17 protein-coding genes are annotated in these 23,452 nt (G+C 70.8%); 7 read left to right on the forward strand and 10 right to left on the reverse strand.

Going from position 1 to position 23,452, the window contains the following annotated elements:
- Window positions 1-21 precede the first annotated feature (21 nt).
- The 3 genes from ACIRQP_RS00765 to ACIRQP_RS00775 form a co-directional block, all read right to left on the reverse strand.
- Window positions 22-588 carry a TerD family protein gene (locus ACIRQP_RS00765; protein ID WP_403882082.1) on the reverse strand — a complete coding sequence of 189 codons (567 nt, stop codon included), beginning with the start codon at window positions 586-588 and terminating at the stop codon, window positions 22-24.
- A gap of 186 nt (window positions 589-774) precedes the next feature.
- Complete coding sequence (uvrB, locus tag ACIRQP_RS00770) at window positions 775-2,904, reverse strand: excinuclease ABC subunit UvrB (RefSeq protein WP_403881276.1); 2,130 nt, start codon at window positions 2,902-2,904, stop codon at window positions 775-777.
- Between the two features lie 81 nt (window positions 2,905-2,985).
- A complete protein-coding gene (locus tag ACIRQP_RS00775) occupies window positions 2,986-3,876 on the reverse strand; it encodes an MHYT domain-containing protein (RefSeq protein WP_403881280.1) in 891 nt (296 codons plus the stop codon).
- A gap of 295 nt (window positions 3,877-4,171) precedes the next feature.
- On the opposite strand from ACIRQP_RS00775, the gene ACIRQP_RS00780 reads away from it, so the two are divergent.
- The 5 genes from ACIRQP_RS00780 (at window position 4,172) to ACIRQP_RS00800 (ending at window position 9,168) form a co-directional block, all read left to right on the forward strand.
- Window positions 4,172-5,056, forward strand: a complete 885-nt coding sequence (locus tag ACIRQP_RS00780; RefSeq protein ID WP_403881283.1) for a glycerophosphodiester phosphodiesterase — start codon at window positions 4,172-4,174, stop codon at window positions 5,054-5,056.
- Window positions 5,057-5,110: 54 nt separating this feature from the next.
- Window positions 5,111-5,656, forward strand: a complete 546-nt coding sequence (locus tag ACIRQP_RS00785; RefSeq protein ID WP_403881286.1) for a methylated-DNA--[protein]-cysteine S-methyltransferase — start codon at window positions 5,111-5,113, stop codon at window positions 5,654-5,656.
- A 297-nt stretch (window positions 5,657-5,953) separates the two neighbouring features.
- A complete protein-coding gene (fdhA, locus tag ACIRQP_RS00790) occupies window positions 5,954-7,183 on the forward strand; it encodes a formaldehyde dehydrogenase, glutathione-independent (RefSeq protein WP_403881289.1) in 1,230 nt (409 codons plus the stop codon).
- Between the two features lie 150 nt (window positions 7,184-7,333).
- Window positions 7,334-8,272, forward strand: a complete 939-nt coding sequence (locus ACIRQP_RS00795) for a pseudouridine-5'-phosphate glycosidase (RefSeq protein ID WP_403881292.1) — start codon at window positions 7,334-7,336, stop codon at window positions 8,270-8,272.
- Complete coding sequence (locus ACIRQP_RS00800; protein WP_403881295.1) at window positions 8,269-9,168, forward strand: carbohydrate kinase family protein; 900 nt, start codon at window positions 8,269-8,271, stop codon at window positions 9,166-9,168. The genes ACIRQP_RS00795 and ACIRQP_RS00800 overlap by 4 nt, the downstream gene beginning before the upstream one ends.
- Before the next feature lie 152 nt (window positions 9,169-9,320).
- On the opposite strand, the gene ACIRQP_RS00805 is transcribed toward ACIRQP_RS00800, so the two are convergent.
- From ACIRQP_RS00805 to ACIRQP_RS00815, 3 genes are all read right to left on the reverse strand, one after another.
- Window positions 9,321-9,959 carry a uridine kinase gene (locus ACIRQP_RS00805; RefSeq protein ID WP_403881298.1) on the reverse strand — a complete coding sequence of 213 codons (639 nt, stop codon included), beginning with the start codon at window positions 9,957-9,959 and terminating at the stop codon, window positions 9,321-9,323.
- A 62-nt stretch (window positions 9,960-10,021) separates the two neighbouring features.
- Window positions 10,022-12,550, reverse strand: coding sequence for a SpoIIE family protein phosphatase (locus ACIRQP_RS00810; protein ID WP_403881301.1), 2,529 nt, complete (start codon window positions 12,548-12,550; stop codon window positions 10,022-10,024).
- Window positions 12,551-12,808: 258 nt separating this feature from the next.
- Window positions 12,809-13,489 carry a winged helix-turn-helix transcriptional regulator gene (locus ACIRQP_RS00815; protein WP_403881304.1) on the reverse strand — a complete coding sequence of 227 codons (681 nt, stop codon included), beginning with the start codon at window positions 13,487-13,489 and terminating at the stop codon, window positions 12,809-12,811.
- A 68-nt stretch (window positions 13,490-13,557) separates the two neighbouring features.
- Here ACIRQP_RS00815 and ACIRQP_RS00820 point away from each other — a divergent pair, with 68 nt between their 5' ends.
- Window positions 13,558-14,769, forward strand: a complete 1,212-nt coding sequence (locus tag ACIRQP_RS00820) for a pyridoxal phosphate-dependent aminotransferase (protein WP_403881307.1) — start codon at window positions 13,558-13,560, stop codon at window positions 14,767-14,769.
- 438 nt (window positions 14,770-15,207) lie between these two features.
- Here the strand turns inward: ACIRQP_RS00820 and ACIRQP_RS00825 are convergent, their stop codons facing one another.
- Together ACIRQP_RS00825 and ACIRQP_RS00830 are read right to left on the reverse strand one after the other, a co-directional pair.
- Complete coding sequence (locus ACIRQP_RS00825; RefSeq protein WP_403881309.1) at window positions 15,208-15,939, reverse strand: hypothetical protein; 732 nt, start codon at window positions 15,937-15,939, stop codon at window positions 15,208-15,210.
- Window positions 15,940-16,070: 131 nt separating this feature from the next.
- Complete coding sequence (locus ACIRQP_RS00830) at window positions 16,071-17,339, reverse strand: cytochrome P450 (protein ID WP_403881312.1); 1,269 nt, start codon at window positions 17,337-17,339, stop codon at window positions 16,071-16,073.
- Between the two features lie 311 nt (window positions 17,340-17,650).
- Here ACIRQP_RS00830 and ACIRQP_RS00835 point away from each other — a divergent pair, with 311 nt between their 5' ends.
- Entirely contained in the window at window positions 17,651-18,781 is a 1,131-nt protein-coding gene (locus ACIRQP_RS00835) for a S1 family peptidase (protein ID WP_403882085.1), read from the forward strand.
- A 220-nt stretch (window positions 18,782-19,001) separates the two neighbouring features.
- Here ACIRQP_RS00835 and ACIRQP_RS00840 read toward each other — a convergent pair whose 3' ends face one another.
- Together ACIRQP_RS00840 and ACIRQP_RS00845 are read right to left on the reverse strand one after the other, a co-directional pair.
- Entirely contained in the window at window positions 19,002-20,255 is a 1,254-nt protein-coding gene (locus ACIRQP_RS00840; RefSeq protein ID WP_403881315.1) for an SWIM zinc finger family protein, read from the reverse strand.
- Window positions 20,252-23,371 carry a DEAD/DEAH box helicase gene (locus ACIRQP_RS00845; RefSeq protein ID WP_403881319.1) on the reverse strand — a complete coding sequence of 1,040 codons (3,120 nt, stop codon included), beginning with the start codon at window positions 23,369-23,371 and terminating at the stop codon, window positions 20,252-20,254. The genes ACIRQP_RS00840 and ACIRQP_RS00845 overlap by 4 nt, the downstream gene beginning before the upstream one ends.
- Between the last annotated feature and the right edge of the window lie 81 nt (window positions 23,372-23,452).

Consider the following 23,452-nt stretch of genomic DNA (forward strand, 5'->3'; position numbering starts at 1 on the left):
GAACGACGCCGTCGCCGTGTCCTACAGATGCGGCAGGATCGACGGCATCAGGTCCTGGAACGTACGGCCGTTGGCCGGGTTGCCGAGGGCCGTCATCTGCCAGCCGGAGCCGACGCGGTGGACCTTCGCCATGATCTGCGCGGTGTACTGGCCCCCGCCGTCGAGCGTGTAGCGGGCGAGCTCCTGGCCGTTGGTCTCGTCGACGATGCGGCAGAAGGCGTTCTGAACCTCCTGGAACGTCTGGCCGGTGAAGGAGTTCACCGTGAAGACGATCTGGTCGATATGGACCGGGATCCGCTGGAGGTCGACGAGGATCGCCTCGTCGTCGCCGCCCTGGCCCGCGCCGCCGACCAGATTGTCGCCGGTGTGCCGCACCGAACCGTCGTCGCTGACGAGATGGCGGAAGAAGACCACGTCGACCGGCTGCTTGTCGGCGAACAGCACCGCCGAGGCGTCCAGGTCGATCTCGCGGGTACGGGAGCCGAACAGGCCCCGGCGCGGGGCGGCCTGCCAGCCGAGCCCCATGCGCACCGCCGTCAGGGCGCCGCCGCCCTTCTTTTCCAGGCTGATGGCCTGACCCTTGGTCAGATTGACGCCAGGGCCTCCGGGCGCGCCGCCCTTGGATACGTCCACCACGCGCTGTCCCCTCTCGAATGGTTTCCCCCGCAACCGTCCGTATGCGGTTGCGCAGCACCCTACGCAGTCACGTGGACAGTGCAGGAGACTTGGACCGTTTTTGTGTCGGTCTTGCAACACACCAGGTGTCCCGGTGTGTCAGGCGAGCCCCGCCTCTCTCATCTGCCGCAATTCCTTCTTGAGTTCGCCCACTTCGTCGCGCAGCCGCGCGGCGACCTCGAACTGCAACTCGGCGGCGGCGGCCCGCATCCGGTCGGTCATCTCCTCGATGATCCCGGCCAGTTCGGCGGCGGGCCGGTCGGTGAGCACCGCGCCCTTGGCCCCCGCCTTGCCGCCCTTCGCGGGCTTCGCCCCGAGCGAGGGGACCGAGGCCTTGGCCGACTTGCCGTCCTTCGACTGCCGGTAGCCCGTGCCGAGGAGGGCCTCGGTGTCGACCTCTTCGCGCGCGATGGTCGCGACGATGTCGTTGATCTTCTTGCGGAGCGGCTGGGGGTCGATACCGCGCTCGGTGTTGTACGCGATCTGCTTCTCGCGGCGCCGGTTCGTCTCGTCGATCGCCTGCGCCATCGCCGGGGTGATCTTGTCCGCGTACATATGGACCTGGCCGGACACATTGCGCGCGGCCCGGCCGATGGTCTGGATCAGTGAGGTGCCCGAGCGCAGGAAGCCCTGCTTGTCGGCGTCGAGGATCGCCACCAGGGAGACCTCCGGGAGGTCGAGGCCCTCACGCAGCAGGTTGATGCCGACGAGGACGTCGTACTCACCGGAGCGCAGCTCACGCAGCAGCTCGACCCGGCGCAGGGTGTCCACATCGCTGTGCAGATACCGCACCTGGATGCCCAGCTCCAGGAAGTAGTCGGTGAGGTCCTCGGCCATCTTCTTGGTGAGCGTGGTCACCAGGACGCGCTCGTCCTTCGCGGTCCGCTCGCGGATCTCATGGACCAGATCGTCGATCTGGCCCTCCGTGGGCTTGACGACGACCTCGGGGTCGATCAGGCCGGTGGGACGGATGATCTGCTCCACGAAGCCGTCGGAGCGGGACATCTCGTACGTGCCCGGAGTGGCGGAGAGATAGACGCTCTGGCCGATCCGCTGCTGGAACTCCTCCCACTTCAGCGGGCGGTTGTCGAGCGCGGACGGCAGCCGGAAGCCGTGGTCGACCAGCGTCCGCTTGCGGGACGCGTCACCCTCGTACATCGCGCCGATCTGCGGCACGGTGACATGCGACTCGTCGATGACCAGCAGGAAGTCCTCGGGGAAGTAGTCGAGGAGGGTGTTGGGCGCGGAGCCGGGCGCGCGGTCGTCGAAGTGCATCGAGTAGTTCTCGATCCCCGAGCAGGAACCGATCTGGCGCATCATCTCGATGTCGTACGTCGTACGCATCCGCAGTCGCTGGGACTCCAGCAGCTTGCCCTGCTTGTCCAGCTCGGCCAGCCGGGTCTCCAGCTCCCGCTCGATGCCGTTGACCGCCTTCTCCATGCGCTCGGGACCGGCCACGTAGTGGCTCGCCGGGAAGATGTACAGCTCGTCGTCGTCGCTGATGACCTCGCCGGTGAGCGGGTGCAGCGTGGAGAGCGCCTCGATCTCGTCGCCGAACATCTCGATCCGGACGGCCAGCTCCTCGTAGACCGGGAAGATCTCGATGGTGTCGCCCCGGACCCGGAAGGTGCCCCTGCTGAACGCGAGGTCGTTGCGCGTGTACTGGATGTCGACGAAGCGGCGCAGCAGCTGGTCCCTGTCCAGCTCCAGGCCGACCTTCAGCGGCACCATCCGGTCCACGTACTCCTGGGGCGTACCGAGGCCGTAGATGCAGGAGACCGAGGCGACGACGACCACGTCGCGCCGGGTGAGAAGGGAGTTCGTCGCGGAGTGGCGCAGCCGCTCCACCTCCTCGTTGATGGAGGAGTCCTTCTCGATATAGGTGTCCGACTGGGGGACGTACGCCTCGGGCTGGTAGTAGTCGTAGTACGAGACGAAGTACTCGACGGCGTTGTTGGGCAGCAGCTCGCGGAATTCGTTCGCCAGCTGGGCGGCGAGCGTCTTGTTCGGCGCCATCACCAGCGTGGGACGCTGAAGCTTCTCGATCATCCAGGCGGTCGTCGCCGACTTTCCCGTGCCGGTCGCGCCGAGCAGGACGACATCCTTCTCGCCCGCGCGGACACGCCGCTCAAGGTCGGCGATGGCCGTCGGCTGATCGCCACTGGGCTGGTAGGAGCTGACGACCTCGAAAGGCGCCACCGTACGTTCGATCTTGGAAACGGGCCGCATGGATCCACCGTACGACCCCGCACTGACAGTGGGGTGGTGAGTGGCCCCGGATCACCCGGGGTGACCGGCCACTCACCCGTGTCACCAGTCGTGGAGGTCCTGGGAGCCGCGGCGCGGGGATCGGGCGGCAGTACGGTCGGCGTGCTCGCGAAGGGCCGGCCGCGGCCGGATCCGCTGCGCGGGCACTCCGCCGCGCCCGCACGGCCCGTTCACGGCACTCGCGGAGTGTGACCGCTCGGGACGGCCCGTCACCAACAAGGGGTCGACCAGCACCGCCACACCGGCGAGCAGGAGGAAGAACGCCGGGCCGACCAGCATCGGGGCCAGCAGTTCGGTGGGCGGGGCGCCGCCCGGGTCGTCGACGGCCCCGTCCAGATGGACGTGGACCGCGGCCATCGCGGTGTAGTGCATCCCGGTCGACGCGACGCCCATCACCGCGCTGGCGGCCAGCCCGGCCAGAAATCCGCGGCGCGAGACGACCACCCACAGCGCCGCCGTCGTCGCGATGACGGCGATCATGACGGAGAGCGCGACGGTGACGGTGTCGTATCCGATACGGCCCTGGAGCCGTATGCCGGCCATGCCGAGGTAGTGCATGGTGGCGAAACCGAGGCCGGTGATGATGCCGCCGGTGACGAGGGTCATCGGGGTCGTGCCGCGGTACCCCACGATGAAGATCCCCACCCCGACCATGACAATCCCCATGACAAGGCTGCCGAACGTCGTGAGTCGGTCGTAGCCGACCGGCACCTCGGAGACGCTGAACCCCATCATCGCGATGAAGTGCATCGTCCAGACGCCGGAGCCGATCGAGGCCGAGCCGAGCGCGAGCCCACCGGGCTTCCAGGGGTGTCTGGTACGCAGGGATCTCGCGGTGCAGCTCAGCCCCAGAGCCGCGCCGAGGCAGGCCATGAGAAAGGCCGCCACGGGTGTGACGAGACCGTAGCTGAATCCGTCGATCGTGCCCTGCATAGCGATATGCCCCTCGCCCCTCGTGCTCCCTGTACGAAAGCGCCGGCTCGGGCGAGGGTAGGACGGCCGGCCCGGTTCGCAAACAGACTACCGACGATTTGTCGACACGAAACGGCGCGGCCCCGCGGTACGGGCGGCCCAACGCCGGTGTGGCGTCATGCTCTCACTCCATCCTTACCGTTCATCCTTACGGTCCACGGCGTGACTTCACGTGGTGGCAAACCTTCGCCTGTTCCCTGTTGGCCGGGGCTGACAGGCTCGGGCCGACCGTCATCGCACGACGCGAGGAGTACACGTGTACGCACGCACCTCAGTGACAACGGCCGCCGCACTGCTGGGAGTCACGGCACTGGTTCTGCCCGGCGCCGCCACCGCGAGCGCGGACCCGGCCGCCGGGCCCAAGAGCGGGAGCCCGGTCGTCATCGCGCACCGAGGCGCCTCCGGCTACGCCCCGGAGAACACGCTCGCGGCCGTCGAAGCGGCCGGTGACCTGGGCATCGACTGGGTGGAGAACGACGTCCAGCGCACCAAGGACGGCCGGCTGGTGGTGATCCACGACGACAACCTCCTGCGGACCACCGATGTGGAAGAGGTCTTCCCCGACCGGGCCCCCTGGAAGGTCAAGGACTTCACGGCGGCGGAGATCGCCCGGCTGGACGCGGGCAGCTGGTTCGGCGAGCGGTGGGCGGGCGAGCGCGTACCGACGCTCACGCAGTATCTGGACGCCGTCGAGGACAACGAGCAGAAGCTGCTCCTGGAGATCAAGGCGCCCGAGCTGTACCCCGGCGTCGAGAAGGAGATCCTGCGGGTGCTGCGCGAGGAGGGCTGGCTCAGCCGCGCGCACGTCCGGAACAAGCTGGTCATCCAGAGCTTCAGCGCGGACAGCGTCCGTACGGTGCACCAGCTGCGCCCGGACCTCACGACCGGTTTCCTCGGCGCGCCCGCAGTGGCCGATCTGCCCGCGTACGCGGCCTTCACGGACCAGATCAACCCGGCGTACGCCGCGCTCACCGGCGACTACGTGGCCGCGGTGCACCGGCTCAAGGGCGCGCACGGCAAGCCGCTCACGGTGAGCACCTGGACGGTCAACGACGCGGCGGGCGCGGTGCGCGTCCGGGATCTCGGCGTGGACGGGATCATCACCAACAACCCGGACGTGGTGCGGGACGCGGTGGGCTGAGGCCGGGGGCCGGTCACAGGACCGTTGTCAGTGGTGGCCCGTACCGTGGACGGCATGAACAACTACGGGCAGTCGCCGGTGGAGTGGACGGTCGTGCCCACCGGCATCGGGCCGCTGCTGCTGGCCGCGACCGGCCAGGGGCTGGTGAGCGTCGTCTTCCATGTCGACGGACCCGTGCGGGAGAAGGCGCTCGGACAGCTGAGGGACCGGCTGGGCACCGAGCCCGCCGAGTCGGCGTCGGGACTGCTGGCCGAGCCGATACGCAGGCTGTCCGCGTACTTCGCGGGCGAGCTGCGGGAGTTCGGGCTGCCGCTCGACTGGTCGCTCTCCACGGGCTTCAACCGGCAGGTGCTGCGCGAGCTGGCGGCGGGCGTCCCGTACGGCACCGTGGTCGGTTACGGCGATCTGGCCAGGCGGGTGGGCCGGCCGGCGGCCGCCCAGGCCGTCGGCGCGGCGATGGGTTCCAACCCGCTGCCGGTGGTGGTGCCGTGTCATCGCGTGGTGGAGAGCGACGGCGGGCTCGGCGGCTTCGGGGGCGGCCTCGAAACGAAGCGGCGGCTGCTGGCCCTGGAGGGCGTGCTCCCGGAACCGCTCTTCTGAGCCGGTCCCCCGCTCGGGACTGTCTGGATCATGTGCGTTTAACGGCACTTGTCCACCGCCCATGCCGGGATTAGGCTTATTTGTGGAGAACCACCGCGCGTACAGCCCGGCGGGCAGTAGTCGTCTCCTCGGGGCGTTCTGCCCCGGGGACGGACACGTTCCGTAGCGGCGCGTCTGGACGGCACGTCGGTAGTGGCAGGCACCTCGGCCGGACCGCCCGAGCGGTAGCCGACTCCATCACACGCACAGGCCGAGTCATCCGCTGGACGAGGAGAGCCGAAGGGACGGCGAGTCAGGATGAGCGGAGGAAACAAGGCAGTCGCATACATCAAGCCGGGTGAGGTGGATGTGAGGACCATCGACTACCCGACACTCGAACTTCAGGACGGGCCGGGTGTGGCCCCCGCGAACGTAGGCCGCAAATGCCGCCACGGGGTCATCCTCAAGGTACTCGCGACCAACATATGCGGCAGCGATCAGCACATGGTGCGCGGCCGGACCACGGCACCCGAAGGCTTGGTCCTCGGCCACGAGATCACCGGTGAGGTCATCGAGCGCGGCCCCGACGTCGAGTTCATCAACGTCGGCGATGTCGTGTCCGTGCCCTTCAACATCGCCTGCGGCCGCTGCCGGAACTGCAAGGAGCGCCAGACCGGTATCTGTCTGAACGTCAATCCCGCCCGTCCCGGCGCGGCGTACGGCTACGTCGACATGGGCGGCTGGGTCGGCGGACAGGCGGAGTACGTGATGGTGCCGTACGCCGACTTCAACCTGCTGCGGTTCCCCGACCGTGACGCGGCGCTGGAGAAGCTGCTCGATCTGACGATGCTGTCGGACATCTTCCCCACCGGCTACCACGGCGCGGTGACGGCGGGCACGGGCGTCGGCTCCACGGTGTACGTCGCGGGCGCGGGACCTGTCGGTCTGGCCGCCGCGGCCTCGGCCCAGCTGCTCGGCGCCGCGGTCGTCATCGTCGGCGACCTCAACGCCGAACGGCTCGCGCAGGCCCGCAGTTTCGGCTGTGAGACCGTCGATCTCACCAAGGGGTCGGTGGAGGACCAGATAGCCCAGATCCTGGGCGAGCCCGAGGTGGACTCCGCGGTCGACGCGGTCGGCTTCGAGGCGCGCGCGCACGGCAAGGACTCCAAGGAGGCTCCCGCGACCGTCCTCAACTCCCTCATGGGTGTGGTCAGGGCGGGCGGCGCGCTCGGTATCCCGGGGCTGTACGTCACCGACGACCCGGGCGGCATCGACGAGGACGCCAAGAGCGGCACGCTGAAGGTCAGGCTGGGCCTGGGCTGGGCGAAGAGCCACACGTTCAGCACGGGTCAGTGCCCGGTGATGAAGTATCACCGCGGCCTGGCGATGGCGATCCTGCACGACCGGGTCCACATCGCGAAGGCCGTCAACGCCACGGTGATCTCGGTGGACGACGCCCCGCGCGGCTACGAGGAGTTCGACCACGGCGCGAGCCGGAAGTACGTGCTCAATCCGCACGGTGCGCTGAACGGGGTGATGGCCGCCTGAGTGATTCGCCGGGTGATTCCCGGGCGGCGGAGGGCGCGGTCGGCACCGCGCCCTCCGTCGGCGATGGCGCGGGTCCGCGATCGCCCGCCGGACCGCGATCGGCCGCGCGCCGACGTTTGCGTCCGCGCGGGATGTGCCATGGATGGGGACATGCCAGACATCACTTCGCTGCTCTCCCCCGAGGTACGGGAGGCGCTCGCCGCGCACCGTCCCGTGGTCGCCCTGGAGTCGACGATCATCGCGCACGGACTGCCGCGCCCGCGCAATCTCGCGGTCGCGGAGGAGTTGGAGGCGCTCGTACGGTCCAGCGGCGCCGTACCCGCCACGGTCGCCGTGCTGGACGGCCGGCCTCAAGTGGGCCTGTCCAAGGACCAGCTGGAACGGGTCGCCCAGGACAAGTCCGTACGGAAGCTGGGCCATCGCGATCTGGCGCCCGCGCTCGCGGCGGGCGCGAGCGGCGCGACGACCGTGTCCGCCACGGCGTTCCTGGCCGCGCGGGCCGGGATCCGGGTCTTCGCGACGGGCGGCCTCGGCGGGGTCCACCGCGGCTGGACCGACACCCAGGACGAGTCGGCCGATCTGCGGCTGCTGGCCAGGACCCGGATCACCGTGGTGTGCGCGGGCGTCAAGTCCATCCTCGACGTACCGGCGACGCTCCAGCGGCTGGAGACACTGGGCGTCGCCATCGTCGGCTACGGGACCGACCGGTTCCCCGGCTTCTATCTGGCCTCGTCCGGTCAGCCTGTGGACTGGACGGTCCGTACGCCCGGGGAGGTCGCGGCGGTGATGGCCGCTCAGGACGCGCTCGGTGGACCGGAGGCGGCGCTCATCGTCGCCAACCCCGTACCGGAAGCGGAACAGCTGGATCCGAAGCTGCACGACCAGGTGCTCGCGGAGGCGCTGACGGAGTGCCATGAGCGGGGTATCAGTGGCCAGGCGGTCACTCCGTTCCTGCTGGACCAGCTGATGCGGCGAACGGGCGGCGCCTCGCTGGAGGCCAATCTCGCGGCGGTGCGCGGCAATGTGTGGCTCGCGGCGCGCATCGCGGCGGCACGGGACGCTGACCGCGCCTCCGCGGCGGGCGGATGAGCACCGGCGCTCCGGATGGTGGGCTGCTGGTGATCGGGGACGTGGTCACCGATGTGGTGGCGCGGTACCGCACCCCGCTCGCGCACGGTACGGACACGGCCGCCGAGATCCGTACGCTGCCGGGCGGCGCCGGCGCCAACGCCGCCTGCTGGGCGGCACGCTCCGGGTGCGCGGACGTACGGCTCCTGGCGCGGGTGGGGGCCGAGGCACGGGAGTGGCACGAGGAGCGGCTGCGGCGGGCGGGGGTACGTACCCATCTCGTCGTCGACGACCGGTTGCCGACCGCGACGGTGATCTGTCTGGTCGACGCGTCCGCCGAACGTACTCTGCTCACCGACAGCGGCGCGGCGCTGCGGCTGTCTCCCGCCGACTGGTCGCCGTCGCTGCTGGACGGGGTCGGCCGGCTGCATCTCTCCGGATATCTCTTCTTCGCCGACACGAGCCGCCGACTGGCCTTCACCGCGATGGAGTCGGCCGGGGAGCGGGGCGTCCCGGTGAGTGTGGACCCCGCCTCGGCGGGGTTCATCAAGGAGCTGGGCACGGACCGTTTTCTGGCGTCGGTCGGGGGCGTGGAGACGCTGCTCCCGAACGCGGACGAGGCCAGGCTCCTCACCGGGCTGACGGGCGTGGCGGACGCCGCCGCCGCGCTGAGCCGGCGGGTGGGGGTGGCGGTGGTGACCCTGGGCGCGGACGGCGCGCTGGTGGCCGAGGCGGGGGCCGTCACGGCCCGGGTTCCGGCGGCCCCGGCACGTGCCGTGGACTCGACCGGTGCGGGCGACGCCTTCACCGGCGCGTTCCTCACGGCCCGGCTCGCGGGGGCGGACCCGGTGGCCGCCGCGGCGGCGGGCTGCCGGGCGGGGGCGCGAGCGGTCGCGACGGTGGGTGGCCGGCCCTGACTCAGGGCTCAGGGGTCCTCTGGAGCCCACGAGCTCAGGGGCCCGCTGAAGCCCACGAGCTCAGGAGTCCGCCGAAGCGCACGCCGTCCGAAACCCGTTGCCCGAGACCCGTTGCACGAGACCGTTGTCCGAGAGCGCCCCACGCGAGGCCGCTATCCGAGACCGCCCCACGCCGGATGGCGCGGATCGTCCGTCCGTACGACCACATCGGCGGCCTCGGCGGGGTCCGCCTCCCGCTCGTACCGCTCGAAGGCGGGAAGCGTCCAGCGTTCACTCTCGTCGGTACGGCGCCGGAGCGCGGCCGGTGACAGCCTCAGATGCACCGTGAGGTCGAACGGGAACCAGTGCCCCAGCAGCAGCGGGCCGTGCAGCACCAGCACACCGCCGGGCGCGAGTTCGCTGTGCGGGCTGCGGGTCGCGCGGTCGGTGGCGGGGTCCCAGAGGTCGGGCAGCACGCGCCCGGTACCGCCGGGCTCCAGCGGCCCGAAGACCTCCCGCCACAGCGCCCCGGTGTCGAACCAGCCGCTGTAGTACGACTCCGGGTCCTCGCGCCCGTACTCGTACCGCAGCGACGCCGGCCGCAGGAACCCGGCGGTCCCGACGACCAGTACCGATCGCCCGCGTACCCGCAGCGCCTCCGCGAGCGCGTCGGCCCGCTCTCCGGTCCCGGTGGCCGGTGCTCCGTCGATGGCGACACGGAGCCAGGGACCGCCGTCCGCCGCCCCGGTCTCCAGCACCCGGTCGGCGACGGCCTCGGTCAGCCGCTCCCACGTGATCGCTTCGAGTCGCACCCGCCCATCATCGTCCAGCGGCGTTCGGTCATGGCGCCCCGGCCCCCGTCGGTCGGCGGCTCTCAGCTTCCGGCCACGGGAAGGGTCTGCTCGGCCCAGATGGTCTTGCCGCCCGTGCCCTGGCGCGTGCCCCAGCTCTGCGTGAGCTGGGCGACGAGCAGGAGGCCACGGCCCCCTTCGTCGAACACGCGGGCCCGGCGCAGATGCGGGGCGGTGTTGCTCCCGTCCGAGACCTCGCAGATGAGGCTGCGGTCATGGATGAGGCGCAGTTGAATGGGGGCCTGGGCGTAGCGGATGGCGTTGGTGACCAGTTCGCTGACCACCAGTTCCGTGGTGAAGACGGCGTCTTCCAGCCCCCAGGTGGCCAGTTGCTCGGCAACGTCCCTGCGTGCCTGGGCCACCCCGGCGGGATCGAAGTCCAGCTGCCACGTCGCGACCTGGCTCGCGTCGAGTGCGCGGGTACGGGCGAGAAGCAGGGCGACGTCATCGGCGGGGCGGCCGGGGAGCAGCGTCTTCAGCACGTTGTCGCAGGTGTCCTCCAGCGGCGCGGCGGGATGGGCGAGGGCGGTGCGCAGCGCGGCGAACGATTCGTCGATGCCCCGCACCCGCGATTCGACGAGGCCGTTGGTGAACAGGGCGAGCACACTGCCCTCCCGCAGCTCCACCTCGACGGACTCGAAGGGCAGATTGCCGAGACCGAGCGGAGGCCCCGCGGGCAGGTCGAGGAAGGCGACGGTGCCGTCCGGGGTGACCATCGCGGGCTGCGGGTGTCCGGCGCGCGCGAGGGAGCAGCGCCGGGACACCGGGTCGTAGACCGCGTAGAGGCAGGTGGCGCCGACGTCGCCGGCGCCCTCGGCCGCGGCACCCGGGTTCTGTCCGGTCGACGCCTCCGCGGCCAGCAGGTTGACGAGGTCGTCGAGGTGGGTGAGCAGTTCGTCGGGTGGCAGATCGACATCGGCGAGCGTGCGTACGGCCGTACGCAGCCGGCCCATCGTGGCCGACGCCTGAACGCCGTGGCCGACCACATCGCCCACGACCAGGGCCACCCGCGAGCTGGACAGCGGGATCACGTCGAACCAGTCGCCGCCGACTCCGGCTCCCGAGTCCGCGGGGAGGTAGCGGAAGGCGAAATCGACCGCGGCGTGTTCGGGCAGCGCGCGCGGCAGCAGGCTGCGCTGAAGGGCGAGCGCCGTCTCGCGTTCGCGTGTGTAGCGGCGGGCGTTGTCGATACAGACGGCCGCCCGCGCCGTGATCTCCTCGGCGAGCAGCAGATCGTCCAGCTCGAAGGGAGCGGGGCTCCGGTGACGGTGGAAGGTGGCCACTCCGAGGATGACGCCACGAGCGCGCAGCGGGACGGCCATCGTCGAGTGGAACTTGAATTCGCGCATTTTGGCGGCGCGCCCCGGATCGGTGATCTCCCAGCGGGCCACGGAGGAGTCCGTCACCCTCTTCATGACGCCCCGCTGCGTGAGCAGGGACTCGGCGGCGACCGAGCTGTCGGGGTAGAAGGAGGTGTCCCCGAGCTCGACGACGGATTCCGGGGCCCCGTCAAGGACGGACCGGCAGGCAATGCGCCGCAGCCTGACCTGACCGGGCCGCGGTCCCGGGGATGTCTCGCGGCTGCCCGTGCTGATCTCGGGGAGCAGATCGACCGTGACGAAGTCGGCGAGCACGGGGACCGCGACATCGGCCACTTCCTGCGCGGTGCTCGTGACGTCGAGGGCGCTGCCGATGCGGGTACTGGCCTCGTTCACCAGAAGCAGCCGCTGCTGGGCCCGGTTCTCCCTGGTCATGTCGTGTACCGCCACGACCACCCCGCGTGTCCGGCCGTCGCCGTCCCGTAGCGGGGCGATGGAGACCGACCAGGCGAACTCCTGGTCGCGGCCCAGCGGGCGCAGCGAGAATTCGAGGTGCTGTTGCTCGCCCGTCTCCAGCGCCCGCAGCATGTGCCGCTCGGTGCTGTCGATCTCCGGGGCGGGCAGGGCCTCGGGCAGCCGCAGTCCGCGTACGTCGTCCTCGGTGAGGCCCAGCAGGCCTTCCATGTCCTCGCTCACGTGCCGCAGCCGCAGCCCTGTGTCATGAACGGCCATCGGACAGGGCGCCTGCAGGAAGACCAGTTCGAGCAGGTACGGGTCCTCCAGATGCGGATCCTCCGGGCGCGGGGCCGTCCGGGGCAGCGGGGAGACGAGAAACCACTCGGTGGCGCCGTCGTCCGTCGTACGGCGGTGTGCCAGCAGCCGTACATCCAGACGCTCGCCGTTCCGGTGCAGCAGCGTCACCGTCCCGCTCCATCTCTCCGGCAGGGCGGCCGGGTCCAGCGCCGCCGGATCGAGCGTGCCGGTACGGGACCGCGCGGTCGCCCCCTCCGCGAGCAGCCGGGCGGCCGACCGTCCGATGATCTCCGACGGCCAGTGGCCGAGCAGCCTGCGCGCACCCTCGCTCCACCCCGTTACGGTGCCTCGCGCGTCGATGACCGCCCTGGCCGTGGCCGCCTCGTCAAACGGATCGGCCGGCTCATCGGGTGGACGGATTTCGTGGGGATCGTTCGACCGGACGGGCTGGTCGTCCCGCGCGGAGTCCGGTCGCCTCATCGTCGCTCATCTCACCCTGCCTGGACCCAACCGCCGGGGAAACGAGATCCCGGCCCCGGCGGGCCTCCAGTGGCTACTGACGCCTCCAAGTATGGCATTCGTGACGAATTAGGCTATTTCTGTCACCGTCAGCGGTACGCCAAAATATGTCGGCAGTACGTCGGCGATACGCGGCACGTAGCGGTATACCGACAGGACGTCGGCGGTACGTCAGCGGTACGTTGGCCGGTACGCTGGCAGCGGAGGACGCCCCTCTGCTCACTCCCCCCGCAGCACCTTGGCCAGCGGCCCGTCGCCCGACACCTCGATCCGTCCGTCCCGCACCCCGTCCCCCACCGTGAGCGCGCCCCCGCTCAGCGCGCGGCAGGTGTCGGCGTCGAGCATGAGGCGGGCGTCCGGGCTCTCCGCCGGCCCGTCGCCGTACACCGGATCGCCCGCGCCGAGCCGTACATGGAACGCCCCTTCGTCCAGCCGGACTTCCACCACACCCTCCCCCATCCCGCCGCCGACGCCCGAGCCGGCGGGGCCCGACAGCCCGTCCAGCACCGGAAGCAGTGGTACGGCGAACCAGTGCGCCCGTACGGCATCGGTGGGCCTGCGCTCCTCCAGCGCCGGCGCGCCCCACTCCGCCAGAGCCGTGAGAACCGGCAGCAGCCCACGCCCCCGCTCGGTCAGCTCGTACACATACGCCGCGGCCGGGGGCGGCAGCTTGCGGCGCAGGGCCAGGTCATCGCGCTCCATGTCCTTGAGCCGTGAGGCGAGCACATCCGTGCTGACACCCGGCAGATCGGCGTGCAGATCGGTGTACCGGCGGGGGCCCGCCAGCAGCTCCCGGACGATCAGCAGGGTCCAGCGGTCGCCCACGGAGTCGAGGGCACGGGCGGTGGCGCAGTACTGGTCGTAGCTTCGGCGACGTGACATGTGACGGATTCTAGACATGTTGTTGGACTTTCCAAGCTCGGACTTGGTAAAACCAAGTATCGCACCAAGGTCTGGGAGGCCACCGCATGGAATTCCGGCAGTCGAGCAAGCTCAGCGAGGTCTGCTACGAGATCCGCGGCCCGGTGATCGAGCACGCCGACGCCCTGGAGGAGGCAGGCCACAGCGTGCTGCGTCTCAACACCGGCAACCCCGCGCTCTTCGGGTTCGAGGCGCCGGAGGAGATCCTCCAGGACATGATCCGGATGCTGCCGCGGGCGCACGGCTACACGGACTCGCGCGGCATCCTCTCCGCGCGCCGCGCCGTCGCCCAGCGCTACCAGACCCTGGGGCTGCCCGAGGTCACGGTCGATGACGTGTTCCTCGGCAACGGCGTCTCCGAGCTGGTCTCCATGGCCGTCCAGGCGCTCCTGGAGGACGGCGACGAAGTCCTGATCCCGGCCCCTGACTTCCCGCTCTGGACCGCTGTCACGACGCTGGCGGGCGGCCGTCCCGTGCACTATCTCTGCGACGAGTCCGCGGAGTGGTACCCGGATCTGAACGACATGGCGTCGAAGATCACCGACCGTACGAAAGCCGTCGTGATCATCAACCCCAACAACCCCACGGGCGCGGTCTATCCGCGCGAGATCATCGAGGGCATCATCGATCTCGCCCGCCGTCATCAGCTCATGGTGTTCGCGGACGAGATCTACGACCAGATCGTCTATGACGACGCGGTCCACCACACCGCCGCGGCCCTCGCCCCCGATCTGGTGGTCCTCACCTTCAGCGGGCTCTCGAAGACATACCGCGTGGCGGGCTTCCGCTCCGGCTGGCTCGTGGTCACCGGCCCCAAGCAGCACGCCCGCAGCTACCTTGAGGGCCTGACGATGCTCGCCTCGATGCGGCTCTGCCCCAACGCGCCCGCGCAGTACGCCATTCAGGCCGCGCTCGGCGGCCGGCAGTCCATCAAGGAGCTCACCGCGCCGGGAGGCAGGCTGTACGAGCAGCGCGACCGCGCCTGGGAGAAGCTCAACGAGATCCCCGGGGTCTCGTGCGTGAAGCCGAAGGGCGCGCTGTACGCCTTCCCCCGGCTGGACCCCGAGGTGCACAAGATCCACGACGACGAGCGGTTCGTGCTGGATCTGCTGCTGCGGGAGAAGATCCAGGTCGTACAGGGCACGGGGTTCAACTGGCCGCGCCCCGACCACTTCCGGATCCTGACGCTTCCCTACGCGGACGATCTCGACGCGGCCATCAGCCGGATCGGCCGCTTCCTGAGCGGCTACCGACAATGACCGGCGCACCTGTGTACCCGTGACAACAAAGGAGCGGACCCGGGGGCGTAGCCGGCCCCCGGGCCCTGAGATGCCGCCCATGTGGCACGCCGGCACGTTTAAGAACCCAGGTCATTCATGAAGTCGTCGCGTCCTGCCTTTGGACCACCGCGCATCGAGCTGCGCAGGCCGGACTTGAACCGGCATTTCGACGTCCGGGGCCTGGGCCCGTTCGATCCGGCGATCGGCGGCGAATGCTGAGTCTGGAGCAATAGTCTGAGATTGATCGCGGTCTGCCTCTGCCCGTTGGGCTACCGCGGCCCGTCCATCCTTGCGGATGTGCCGCGGGGAGGACTCGAACCCCCACTGGAACCGCGTCGTCACGACAAGCCTCAGTTTCAGCTTGCGCTCCTCGCGCACCCCGGCCGCCCTCAAGGGCAGGCCGGGGAATCATTGAGGCTACCCGAACAGGTAGCCGAACACAGCGTCCCCCACCCGCTGGTCGGTGACCTCCGCGCCGTTGGCCTCCTCGCGGGCGAACTTGACCGCCTGCTGAAGCTTCTCGACCCGGTCGAGCAGCTCGTTCACCCGCCGTGCGGGCAGCGCGCCGCTGAATTTCACCGTGGTCCAGTACCCGATCGGTATGTCCTCGTAGTACACCTCGACCTGGGCCGGGTGCTTCTCCGTGGCCTCGGCCTTCACATGGTTACGGGGGACCTTCTTCGTACGGAGCGTCCGGACCGCCTCCGTCTTCCACGCGTCGGTCGACGGATCCTGGCTCCAGGACTCCGACGCGTCGAGCACCGGCAGCTTGCGCACAAAGGTGTTCAGGTCCGTCAGCTGCTTTTCGAGGAAGAGCAGATAGGCCACGGGCACGTCGCTCACCAGCACCCGTCCGTCGACGGTGACATCGGCGCGCGCCGTGCAGTTCGCCCAGTCCTTGGTGGCGGTCACATCGAACAGCCGTGTCAGGGTCTTCGCGGTCTCGCGCAGTACGTCCTCGGCCTTGACCTGGACCCGGGTGGACTCGGGCGGGAGCTGCTCGCCCTCCTCGTCCTTCGTCTGGTACGTACGCGAGATACCCGCCAGCAACGCCGGCTTCTGGAAGCCGTGATGAGCCGCCGTCAGGTCCTGATGCGCCTTGGACTTGACGCCCTTCTCCACTGCGATGATCTGATTGAGTTTCGCCACAACGGGGACGTTAGCAAGGCCAACACCCGCCATCGAACGAATTACCGGTTCTTACCGGTTCGCCGGAGGGCTTGGCACCTGACGGCTCAGAACCTGAGGGCTCAGTACCGGGCGGCTCAGAACCGGGCGACTCAGAACCGTACGGGCAGCGCGATCAGGCCCCGGGCACGGGGCGAGGGGCGCCACCGCAATTCCTCGTACGGAACGTCGAGCGCCAGCCGCGGGAAACGCTCCAGCAGCGCGTTGAGCGCGATCTCCGTCTCCAGCCGGGCGAGCGGCGCGCCGAGGCAGTAGTGGATGCCGTACCCGAGGGCCACCTGTCCCGCCGTATCACGGTCGAGGTCGAGCCGGTCGGGGTCGGCGAAGCGGTGCGGGTCGCGGTTGGCGGAGGCGAGGGACAGCATGACGGTCTCGCCCGCCGGGACCGTCACCCCGCCGATGGTCAGATCCTCGACCGCGAACCGTCGGATCGCCAGCAGCGCGGGCCCCTCGTACCGTACGAACTCCCCGACCGCCGCGGCCGTCCTGCCCGGCTCGGCGCGCAGCGCCGCCAGTTGCTCGGGGTGCTGGAGCAGGGCGAGGACGGAGTTGCCGATGAGCTGGACGGTGTTCTCGTACCCGGCGAAGAGGATGAGGAAGGCCAGCGACATCAGCTCGTCCTCACTGAGCCGGTCGCCGCCGTCGCCACTCGACGCCCCCGCGTCACCTGGCGTCTCGTCGCCGGTCTCTCCACCCTCGTCACGCACCGCGATCAGCGCGGAGAGCAGATCGTCCCCGGGCTCGGCCCGCTTGTGGGCGAGCAGTTCGGTGAAGAAGGCGAGCATGCCGACGATCGCCTCCTTCATCCGCTCGGGCCGCGCGGGATCGGGTGCGATCAGTGCGTCCGTCCACTCCCGGAAGTCACGGCGGTCACGCGGGGGCACACCCAGCAGTTCGCAGATGACGACGATGGGCAGCGGTGCGGCGTACGAGGCGATCAGATCGGCACGACCGCCGGATTCGAGGGCGTCGAGCAGCTCGTCGGCGGTGCGTCTGACCGGCACCCGCAGCTCCTCGATCCGCCGCGTGGTGAACGCCCGCGCGACGAAGCGCCGAATACGGGTGTGGTCCGGCGGATCCATGTTGAGCAGGTTGGCATCGAGGGCGGGCGGCAGTCCGAAGCCCCGGTAACCGCCGGGCAGCGCACGGCTCTTGTCGAGGGAGAGCCGGGGATCGGCGAGCCACTGCCGTACATCCTCGTAGCGCGTGACGATCCAGGCGGGCCGTCCGTCGGGCCCGACGATCCGCTGGACGGGCGCGGTCTCACGGAGCCGTGCGTACACCTCGTACGGATCCGCCAGCAGCTCACCCGTCGGATCGTAGAGCGACTGCGGTGACGTGCCGGATTCCGTGATTGCCATGATCCCATCGTAAACCGCCCGGCCCGAACAACCCGCCGCGAACAACCCGGCCCGAACCGCCCGACGAGCGGCGGCTGTTGACGGCGGCGGTCGGGGCACACCCCCGCGTGCCGGTCGGGGCACGCCCCCGCGTGGAGATGACCAAGGGCACCGACCGGCCGGTTCACCCGATCCTTCCACTTGGCATGGACCTGCTCATGATCCTCGGCTACGCTCCGGCTGGCACCGCCTGAGAGCGCTCTCAGGCGCCTGCTGTTCCACCCCCACCATGCTGGAACACAGAAGGGCCACATCCCTTGAGACGTACGACAGTGATACGCACCGGTCTGTCCGCACTCCTCCTCCTCGGCACCTGGGCCGCCGCCGGGCTCGCACCGGCCGCCGCGGCCCCCTCCCCCACCTCCGAAGCCCCGGCGTCCGCCGGTCTGCTCACCGCCATGCAGAAGGATCTCGGCCTGACGGAGAGTCAGGCCAAGGCTCGTCTGGCCGCGGAGAAGACGGCGACGGCTGTCGAGGGCAAGGCGAAGCGCGCGGCGGGAGCCTCGTACGGCGGCTCCTGGTTCAACCCGGACAGCGGCACGCTGACCGTCACGGTCACCAGCGCCCAGAAGGCCGACGCCGTACGGGCGACCGGCGCGACCGTACAGCTCGTCAAGCACAGCGCGCGGCAGCTCGACGCGGCCAAGGAGCGGATCGACGCGCTCTCCGCGCCGGCCGGTGTCAGCAGCTGGCATGTAGACCCCAAGGCCAACCGCGTCGTGGTCAATGTCGTCTCGGCACAGAAGAACGACAACGATGTCCGTGACTTCCTCGACCGCGCCCGGCAGGCGGGCCCCGTCACGGTCAAGGAGACCGCCCAGGCTCCCCGGACCTTCGCCGCGGGCACCGTCGGCGGCGACCCGTACTACACCGGCAACGTCCGCTGTTCCATCGGCTTCTCCGTACACGGCGGCTTCGTCACGGCCGGCCACTGCGGCCAGGCCGGTGCCTCGGTGAGCGGCTGGGACGGCTCGTACATCGGCAACTTCCAGGGCTCTTCCTTCCCCGACAACGACTACGCGTGGGTGAACGTCGGCAGCGGCTGGTGGACCGTCCCGGTGGTCCTCGGCTGGGGCTCCGTCTCCGACCAGCTGGTCCGCGGCTCCAACGAGGCCCCGATCGGCGCCTCGATCTGCCGCTCCGGCTCCACGACCCACTGGCGCTGCGGCAACCTCCTGGCCAAGAACGAGACCGTCAACTACAGCCAGGGCGCCGTCCACCAGATGACCAAGACCAGCGTCTGCGCCGAGGGCGGCGACTCGGGCGGCTCCTTCATCAGCGGCGACCAGGCCCAGGGCGTGACCTCGGGCGGCTGGGGCAACTGCAGCAGCGGCGGCGAGACCTGGTACCAGCCGATCAACGAAATCCTGGGCCGCTACGGCCTGACACTCCACACGGCCTGACCGCCGACTCCGCCTGACCCCGTGGGGAGATCAGACCTACGGAGCGGGCGGACGTCGCGGGCGACGAGGCCGGGGGTACGGAGAGGGACCGCGCAGCGGTACGGCGCGGTCGTCCCGTACTCCCGGCTTCGGTCGTTCCGAAAGCCCCCTCGGCACCACCTCTCCGCACTGCCCCTCCGCACCACTTCTTCGCATCACCCCTCCGCGCTGCCCCTCTGCGTCACCGGCCGAGCAGGGCCGTCAGGGCGCCCACCGGGTCGGTGTCGGGGGTCCCTCTGGGCCACCAGTCCTCTCGGTCCCGGTCCGACTCATAGCCGTACCAGAGGGCGTCGCGGCCGAAGCGGAGCTGAAGCGACGAGGTGGAGAGGCGGTTGCGCCAGGGGCGGAAGTGGGGGAAGTCGGCGGCTGCCAGGGCGGGGCGGGCGCGGTCGAAGGGGCCTGCGGGCGGGTCCCAGGGCTCTTCCAGGACGGCGAGGCCCGCCAGGCCGCCCTGGCGCCAGGCCGCCACGGCGCGGGCCAGGTCGGTGGGGGTGCGGTCGAGCGCGGTGGCCAGGTCCCGGTAGAGGGCGCGAGTGGAGGCGGTCAGCCCGGAGCCGGGGTGGGCGGCGGCCAGCCGGACCGCGTCCTGCCAGGGCGTGAGAGCGCCGATGGGGTCGAGGCCGGTGGTCAGGAACGTATGGGCGCGGGCCGCCGCTTCGGTGGCGAGCAGGTCGAGAGCGAGCGGGTCGGGCGCGCCGGGGGTCTGCGGATAGACGGGTGGTCGGCCGGGCTGCGCCGGGACGGGGAACGGCGGCGGAAGCACCGGGCGGGTACGTGGCGCGAGGGCGACGCGTGCCTCGACCGTGGGCATCGGCGGCGCGGCGGTGGTCCGTTCGGCCGCCGAGCGGGTGGCGTTGCGCCGGGTGAGATCGGCCAGCACTTCGTGTTCACCGCGACCGCGCATCAGGAACAGGACGAACGGGTCCTCGTCGAGGAGTCGCGCTGTCTGGTAGCAGAGGGCGGCGGCGTGCTTGCACGGGTAACCGTCGTCCGGGCAGGAGCAGTCGGGGGTCAGATCGCCGCCGGTGGGGAGGAGATCCGCCGAGGCCGCGAGGGTGTGCGGCATGTCCTTGTCGAGCAGCGCGGCGATGTGGTCGGGGCGGGCCGCCGCGGCGTCGAGAAAATCCTCCCAGCCGGTGTCGTCGAGGGTACGGAGACGGATCTCCGTACGGTACGGACGGGGCCTCGAACCGTGGACGTACGCCATGACCCGGCCGGGCGTGACGGTGATCGCGTCGACATGGCCGCGGCCCGCGTAGGCACGGCCGCGCTGGAGGCGGGCCGTGTCGAGAGCGGTGTCCTCCATGGATTCCACCCACGCGTTGCCCCACCAGGTGGTGGCGAAGTCCCCCTTGGCGGCGGGTCGCGGGGGCAGCGCGGGGAATGTACGCCGACGGTCGTCGTGCCGCGGGACGGGGGCGCGGCGGGCGGTCATGACAGCCTCCGCAGGGAGACCAGATCCGCGAGATCCCGGTCGGTCAGCTCGGTCAGGGCCGCCTCGCCCGAGCCGAGGACCGCGTCGGCCAGCGCCCGCTTGGACGAGAGCATCTCGGCGATCCTGTCCTCGACTGTGCCCTCCGCGATCAGCCGGTGGACCTGCACGGGCTGAGTCTGGCCGATGCGGTACGCGCGGTCCGTGGCCTGTTCCTCCACGGCCGGGTTCCACCAGCGGTCGAAGTGGATGACATGGCCGGCCCTGGTCAGATTGAGACCGGTGCCCGCCGCCTTCAGCGAAAGGACGAAGACCGGCACCTCGCCGGACTGGAACCGGTCCACCATGCGCTCGCGCTCGTCGACCGGCGTGCCGCCGTGCAGGAGCTGGGACGGGACGGCGCGCGCCGTGAGATGTGCGGAGAGCAGCCGCGCCATCGATACGTACTGGGTGAAGAGGAGGACCGAGCCGTCCTCCGTGAGGATGGTGTCGAGCAGTTCGTCGAGGAGGGCGAGCTTGCCTGAACGGCCGGGGAGCCGGGCCGCGTCCTCCTTCAGATACTGCGCGGGGTGGTTGCAGATCTGTTTGAGGGCGGTGAGCAGCTTCATGACGAGGCCGCGGCGCGCGATGCCCTCGGCCGCCTCGATGGCGGCCATCGTCTCGCGGACGACCGCCTCGTAGAGCGACGCCTGTTCGCGGGTGAGCGCGACGGGGTGATCGCTCTCCGTCTTGGGCGGCAGCTCGGGCACGATGCCGGGGTCGGACTTCCTCCTGCGCAGCAGGAACGGCCGGACCAGCCGGGACAGCCGCTCCACCGCCTCCGCGTTGTCCACGTCCTTGATGTCGGCGCTCTTCGCGTTCTCGACGTTCTCCACGATCCGCGCGTGCCGCGCCCGGAACGCCTTGAGCGGGCCGAGTAGACCGGGGGTGGTCCAGTCGAGCAGCGCCCAGAGCTCGGACAGATTGTTCTCGACGGGCGTGCCGGTCAGCGCCACCCTGGCCGGCGCCGGGATCGTACGGAGCGCCTTGGCCGTGGACGAGAAGGGGTTCTTGACGTGCTGGGCCTCGTCGGCGACGACCATCCCCCACCCGTGGGCGGCCAGCGCGTCGGCGCTGCTGCGCATCGTGCCGTATGTGGTGAGCACGAAGCCGCCGGGGATCCCGTCCTCCGAGACCCCGGCCAGGCTCCGCCCGGTGCCGTGGAAGCGGTGTACGGGAACGCCGGGCGCGAAGCGGGTGATCTCACGCTGCCAGTTGCCCAGGAGGGAGGCGGGGCAGACGACAAGGGTGGGGGCCGTTCGGGCCCGGTGCAGATGGAGGGCGATGACCGTGACCGTCTTGCCGAGACCCATGTCGTCCGCGAGGCAGCCGCCGAGACCGAGCGAGGTCATCAGATCCAGCCAGCCGAGACCGCGCAGTTGGTAGTCGCGCAGGGTGGCCGCGAGGGCGGGCGGCTGGGCGATCGCGGCCGGGCCGGTGGTGAGACGGTCGCGCAGCGCGGCCAGCGCACCGGTCGGGACCGCTTCCACCGTCTCGCCGTCCACCTCGGCGGTGCCGGTCAGCGCGACGGCGAGTGCGTCGACCGGCTCCAGCAGGCCCAGCTCCCGCTTGCGCGCCTTCCGCACGAGGGCCGGGTCGACAACGACCCACTGGTCGCGCAGCCGCACGATCGGCCGGTGCGACTCGGCGAGCGCGTCCATCTCCTTCTCACTGAGAGGATCGCCGTCGAGTGCCAACTGCCAGTTGAACTTGAGCAGTTCCGCGCTGTCGAAGAACGGGGTGCCGTCGGTGGCCGGGCCGGGCGCGGGGCGGACGACCGCCGCGGCGGTCAGCGTACGGGCCAGCTCCCTCGGCCAGTGGACGGCGACCCCCGCGGCGGCGAGGCGGGCCGCCCCCGGGCCGAGCAGTTCGTACAACTCGTCCTCGGAGAGCGGCAGTGCGTCGGGGATGTCCCGCTCCAGCAGCCGGGCGAGCGGGGTCCAGACGCGGGCCGCGCGGCGCAGGGCGAGCATCGCGTCGATCCGGGCGCGCGGGCCGAAGCTCTCGTCGCCGTGGCCCGCCCAGAGCCCTGAGGCATCGATGACCAGGGTCGGGTCGGCCAGGCTGTGGATCTGGACCAGCGCGGCCCCGGCCCGCCGGGTGACCTGCGCCTCCTCGGCGCCGGGCGCGACATTCGCGCCGGTACCGGGGGCACGTCCCGCACGTTCAGCCCGGCCGGAATCCGCCTCCGTATCCGAGACCGGGTCCGTCTCCGCCTGATCGAAGAGGTCGTACGCGGAGAGGTCGAGGCGCAGCGAGACCCGTACCCCCGCGTCCATACCGGCCGCCGCCTCCGCGGCCCAGGTCCGGGCGCCCGGCAGATGCTGCGCCTCCCGGGCGGCGAACGGCGCGCCCGCGGCGTAGGCGGCGGCGGGCGTACGCGGCAGGGAATCCGCCACCGCGTCGAGGAACGCCCGTACCAGCGCTTCCGGGTCGGGCAGTTGAAGCGGGCTCAGATCAGGGACCGGTACGGCATGGGCCTCGGGAGGCATGGCCGCGGCGATGGCTCTCAACTGCGCGATGTCATCGGCGTCGAGCGGCCCGGCGCGCCAGGCGTCATGGTCGGACGCGGTGAGACCGGGCAGCAGTCTGCCGCGCCCGGCCAGTTGGAGTGCGTGCAGCGCGGCGGCGCCCCAGCACGCGGCGGCGGGATGCGCGGCCCTGTCGCGCCGGGCGCGCACCAGCAGCGGGATGGCATCGGCGACGGACAGCAGCACGGCGGGGACGGCGCGCGTATGGACATCGTCCCCGTTCCCGCCATCCTCGCCGCTCTCGCCGTCCCCGCCCGCCTCACCGTCGCCGTCGTCGCCGCCATAGCCGCCATAGCCGCCGTCGCCTCGACGCCGTACGACCGTCAGCTCCCTCGGCCCGAGCCCGGTCCCACCCGGATCACCCGACGCACCCGGTGCCGTACCGGCTTCCCCGAGGGCACCGGCGGGCAACTCCCCCTCCGGGGACCAGAAGGCGACCCGCCCCTCACGCGGCAGTCCGGCGGGCAGGAAGACGGCGGCGCAGCGGGCCAGGGCCGCCGTCGCGGCATGCGCGGACGAATGCGTGGGGATATGCACGGATCGCGTCATGGTCACCGACTCCCTCCCGGCCCGGGATCACCTCAGGATCTGATTCCTCTGCGAGTCTAGGCCGGGGGTCTGACAGGTCGA

Source organism: Streptomyces sp. NPDC102274 (genome assembly GCF_044766385.1).
Lineage (GTDB): Bacteria > Actinomycetota > Actinomycetes > Streptomycetales > Streptomycetaceae > Streptomyces.